The sequence below is a fragment of the Herbaspirillum sp. B65 genome, assembly GCF_000333555.1.
Lineage (GTDB): Bacteria > Pseudomonadota > Gammaproteobacteria > Burkholderiales > Burkholderiaceae_D > Herbaspirillum > Herbaspirillum rubrisubalbicans.
In genome coordinates, this window is the sequence record NZ_BADI01000552.1 from 1 (window position 1) to 5,440 (window position 5,440).

3 protein-coding genes are annotated in these 5,440 nt (G+C 53.8%); all 3 read right to left on the reverse strand.

Going from position 1 to position 5,440, the window contains the following annotated elements; genetic code table 11:
• Nucleotides 1-323, reverse strand: a 323-nt coding sequence (locus I5W_RS32830) for a hypothetical protein (RefSeq protein WP_044529611.1), incomplete at its 3' end; no start/stop codon positions are given.
• 3 nt (nucleotides 324-326) lie between these two features.
• Nucleotides 327-1,271 carry a UDP-glucuronic acid decarboxylase family protein gene (locus I5W_RS13460; protein ID WP_034358861.1) on the reverse strand — a complete coding sequence of 315 codons (945 nt, stop codon included), beginning with the start codon at nucleotides 1,269-1,271 and terminating at the stop codon, nucleotides 327-329.
• 42 nt (nucleotides 1,272-1,313) lie between these two features.
• Entirely contained in the window at nucleotides 1,314-5,375 is a 4,062-nt protein-coding gene (locus I5W_RS32075) for a beta strand repeat-containing protein (protein ID WP_044529612.1), read from the reverse strand.
• Nucleotides 5,376-5,440 lie beyond the last annotated feature (65 nt).

Genomic DNA, 5,440 nt, shown 5'->3' on the forward strand with positions numbered 1-5,440 from the left:
TTTGAAGACTTGTTTGTCCAGAGCCCCCTTCTTTCCTTATCCGGAATCTCTTCAACAAATACACGGCAGATTCCTTCAAAGTCTCGGTGCATACAAGGATTCCCACCAATGACCGCAATCGTCCCCGGGTAATCACGCAAACTGCGTACTGCCAATCTGAAGTTCTCCAACGTCATGTCGTAGAAACGATCCTGATTGGCCAATAGACGTGTGCAATTTGAGCAGTGCAGATCACACTTATTGGTGATGTCGAGACAGATGATTCCCATCTGCGATGGAGACCGCATTGCGTCGAGCGCATTTTCAAATGCTATTTCTGACATGTCCTAACTTCCTTCGCTTAGCAGTTCATGAAAATATTCAATCGTCTTCAACAGCCCCTCCCTCAACCGGACCTGTGGATGCCAACTTAGTAGATTCTGTGCTCGAGTAATATCCGGGCGTCTCTGTCGCGGATCGTCTTGCGGCAAAGGGCGATGAACGATCTGACTTCTAGATCCCGTCAACTCGATCACTTCTCTTGCAATATCAATGATGCGAAGCTCGACAGGATTTCCGATATTTACCGGCTCATAAAAATCAGACGAACTCTCCATGAGCGCGACAACACCACCAATCAAATCGCTCACGTAGCAGAAACTTCTGGTTTGCGCCCCATCGCCGTAGACCGTAATTGGTTCTCCACGTATGGCTTGCACAATAAAATTACTCACCACCCGTCCATCGTCCACCCTCATCCGAGGACCGTATGTATTGAAGATTCTCGCCACCTTGATCGGCACACCATGCTGACGGTGGTAGTCAAAAAACAAAGTCTCCGCGCAGCGCTTCCCTTCGTCATAACAACTACGGATTCCTATCGGATTCACTCTTCCCCAATACGACTCCTTCTGAGGACTCATTTCAGGATCGCCATAAATCTCACTTGTACTGGCCTGAAATATCTTCGCCTTTACCCTCTTGGCCAGACCCAACATATTGATTGCCCCATGCACATTCGTTTTTAACGTCTGAACTGGATCACTTTGGTAGTGCACTGGCGAGGCCGGACAAGCCAAGTTGTAGATTTCATCGACCTCCACATACAGTGGAAAGGTCACGTCATGGCGAATCAGCTCAAAATTCCTCTCCTCTAATAGATGACCAATATTGCGGCGCATCCCCGTATAGAAATTGTCCAGACATAGCACCTCATTGCCCCTCTTAAGAAGGGCTTCACATAGATGCGATCCCAAGAATCCCGCGCCACCTGTGACCAATATCCTTTTCATCCTTGACCTATCGCTCTTTTCTCACGCTTCGGATAACTACGTTTAGCGCTTCACACCCGTATCTTGAATATTGAACAGGGATGCATTGGATTTCCTGTCCGAAAGCTCCGTAATCCAAGGCGTCACCTGGGGCGACTTCTGAATCGCTCTATTGGGATCGCTAATGTTCAACGTCGTAATTACCAATGGTGTCGCTACACCTTGAATCCACACGGCCTGCCCACCATTAAAGATCGCCCCACTTCCAATCTGACTCGTGGCGTCGGACGATTGATTATTCAAAATCGTTGCAGTCGTCGCAGTGGGCATACTTGCGATGGTGTAGTTCGCAGAATCAAATAACGTTGCATTCAGATTCACCTGTTTCGAGGCCCCTGCCGCCGGATTCACAAAGGTCGCACCAATGCGATATCCATTGAATTTCGACGCACCTTGCAGGCTGCCATCAGCTCTATTCGGGTCGCCCAACTGAACCAGTCCATTGCTAGAGGAAACAGTCGCTCCGGTCGTGCCGTCGTAACTCTTATCCGATACGACCACGTTCGAAAGAACAACGTTTGCCTTGGCAATCGTTGCCGTGGTTGTCGTTTGGCTTTCCGATGCAAGGCTGTAGTTAGCAGGATCGGCAAGCACCGTAGCCAGGCTCACCGTCTGCAAACCAGCCGCAGCGTTAGTGAACGACCCGCTCACCGTGTAATCGGTATAAGCAGATGGATTGGCCAAACTGCCATTAGCCGCGCTTGCATTGCCCAGGCGAACTGTCGCCGTCCCCGCGCTAGCAATATTTGCGTTGATCGTCATGTCATAGACCTTTCCATAGGCCACCACATTGCCCACCGTCACGTTCGCCTTCGCGATATTGGCCGTCGTGCTCAGCTGTGTTGCACCAGACAACGTGTAGTTCGTCGTATCTGCCAACGCCACATTCAGATTGACAGTCTTGTTATTCCCTGCAGACGCGTTGGCAAATCCGCCGATCAATGTCAGATTTGTGAAGACGGTCGCATTCGCCAAACTTCCGTTCGCAGTCGATGCATTACCCAATTGCACCTGGGCGCTTCCAGGTGTCAGCGACGCATTCGTCGTCGTGTCATACACCTTGTCCGATGCCGTCACATTCCCCAATGTCACGCTTGCCTTCGCGATAGTGGCCGTCGTGCTCAGTTGTGTTGCACCAGATAACGTGTAGTTCGTCGTATCTGCCAACGCGACGTTCAGATTCACTGTCTTGTTGCTACCCGCAGCAGCATCGGTAAAGCCACCTGCCAACGTAAGATTCGTGAACGACGTCGCATTAGCCAGACTTCCGTTCGCCGCTGATGCGTTACCCAGCTGAACCTGGGCGCTTCCCTTCGTCAGCGCTGCGTTCGTGGTGGTGTCATAGACTTTGTCCGATACCGCTACGTTAGCGATCGTCACGTTCGCCTTCGCAATGGTCGCTGTTGTGTTCGTTTGGCTTGACGTACTCACCGTGTAGTTCGTCGTATCGCCCAACGCCACGTTCAGGTTCACCGTCTGGCTACCGGCCGCTGCATTCGCATACGAACCGTTCACTGTGTAGTTGTTATAAGACGTCGCCGACGCCAACGTACCATTCGCCGCGCTGGCGTTACCCAACAACACCGTCGCCGCACCCACATTGCTAATGGCCGCGTTCGTCGTCGTGTCGTACACCTTATCCGAGGCCGTCACGTTCGCCACCGTCACATTGGCTTTCGCAATGTTGGCCGTCGTCTTGTTCTGGCTTGACGTGCTCAATGCGTAGTTCGTTGTGTCTGCCAACGCCACGTTCACGTTCACCGTCTGGCTAGCCGCTGCTGCGTTCGCATACGAACCATTGACCGTGTAATTGCTGTAGCCCGTCGCCGACGCCAACGTACCATTCGCCGCGCTGGCGTTACCCAGCAACACCGTGGCTGCACCCACATTGCTAATGGCCGCATTGGTCGTCGTGTCGTACACCTTATCCGACGCCGTCACGTTCGCCACCGTCACATTGGCCTTTGCAATATTGGCCGTCATGTTCTGCTGCGTCGTCCCCGACAACGTGTAGTTCGTCGTATCTGCCAACGCCACGTTCAGGTTCACAAGCTTGTTGCTACCTGCCGATGCATTTGCAAACGTCCCATTGGCCGTATAGTTGCTGAACGCCGTCGCACTCGCCAACGTTCCGTTCGCGGCCGACGCATTACCCAACTGCACCGTCACGTTGCCATTCGACAGTGCTGCGTTCGTCGTCGTGTCGTACACCTTGTCCGAGGCCGTCACGTTCGCTACCGTTACATTGGCCTTCGCAATGTTGGCTGTCGTCTTGTTCTGACTTGACGTGCTCAATGAGTAGTTCGTCGTGTCTGCCAACGCTACGTTCACGTTCACCGTCTGGCTACCCGCTGCTGCGTTCACATACGAGCCATTGACCGTGTAGTTGCTGTAGCCCGTCGCCGACGCCAGGCTGCCGTTCGCGGCAGAAGCGTTACCCAGCAACACCGTGGCTGCACCCACATTGCTAATGGCCGCACTGGTCGTCGTGTCGTACACCTTATCCGATGCAGTCACGTTCGCCACCGTCACATTGGCCTTCGCAATATTGGCCGTCGTCTGGTTCTGACTTGACGTGCTCAATGTGTAGTTCGTCGTGTCTGCCAACGCAACGTTCACGCTTACCGTCTGGCTACCTGCCGCGGCGTTCGCATACGAACCATTGACCGTGTAGTTGCTATAACCCGTCGCCGACGCCAACGTACCATTGGCTGCAGAAGCGTTACCCAACAGAACGGTCGCCGCACCCACATTGCTAATGGCTGCGTTCGTCGTCGTGTCGTACACCTTATCCGATGCCGTCACGTTCGCTACCATCACATTGGCCTTTGCAATATTGGCCGTCATGTTCTGTTGCGTCGTTCCCGACAACGTGTAGTTCGTCGTATCTGCCAACGCCACGTTCAGGTTCACAAGCTTGTTACTACCTGCCGATGCATTTGCAAACGTTCCATTGGCCGTGTAGTTACTAAACGCCGTCGCACTCGCAAGACTGCCATTGGCAGCACTAGCATTACCCAACTGCACCGTCACGTTGCCATTCGACAGTGCCGCGTTCGTCGTCGTGTCGTACACCTTATCTGATGCCGTCACGTTCGCCACCGTCACATTGGCTTTCGCAATGTTGGCCGTCGTCTTGTTCTGACTTGACGTGCTCAATGCGTAGTTCGTCGTGTCTGCCAACGCCACGTTCAGGTTCACCGTCTGGCTACCCGCCGCGGCGTTCGCATACGAGCCATTGACCGTGTAGTTGCTGTAGCCCGTCGCCGAGGCCAACGTGCCATTCGCCGCGCTGGCGTTACCCAACAACACCGTGGCTGCACCCACATTGCTAATGGCCGCATTGGTCGTCGTGTCGTACACCTTGTCCGATGCCGTCATGTTCGCCACCGTCACATTGGCCTTCGCAATATTGGCCGTCGTCTTGTTCTGACTTGACGTGCTCAATGTGTAGTTCGTCGTGTCTGCCAACGCGACGTTCACATTCACCATCTGGCTACCTGCCGCAGCGTTCGCATACGAGCCATTGACCGTGTAATTGCTGTAGCCCGTCGCCGACGCCAACGTACCATTCGCCGCGCTGGCATTACCCAGCAACACCGTCGCCGCACCCACATTGCTAATGGCCGCATTGGTCGTCGTGTCGTACACCTTATCCGATGCCGTCACGTTCGCCACTGTCACATTGGCCTTTGCAATGTTGGCCGTTATGTTCTGTTGCGTCGTTCCCGACAACGTGTAGTTCGTCGTATCTGCCAACGCTACATTCAGGCTCACAAGTTTGTTACTACCCGCCGATGCATTCGCAAACGTCCCATTGGCCGTGTAGTTGCTGAACGCCGTCGCATTGGCGAGGCTGCCGTTCGCAGCACTGGCATTACCCAACTGCACCGTCACGTTTCCATTCGACAGTGCTGCGTTCTTCGTCGTGTCGTACACCTTGTCCGATGCCGTCACGTTCGCTACCGTCACATTGGCCTTCGCAATGTTGGCTGTTGTCTTGTTCTGACTTGACGTGCTCAATGAGTAGTTCGTCGTGTCTGCCAACGCTACGTTCACGTTCACCGTCTGGCTACCTGCCGCAGCGTTCGCATACGAGCCATTGACCGTGTAATTGCTGTAGCCCTCGC

What these genes read in the sequence shown, in the direction of transcription:
- I5W_RS13460 (WP_034358861.1), bottom strand. Translation starts at nt 1,271, where the DNA reads ATGAAAAGGATATTGGTCACAGGTGGCGCGGGATTCTTGGGATCGCAT.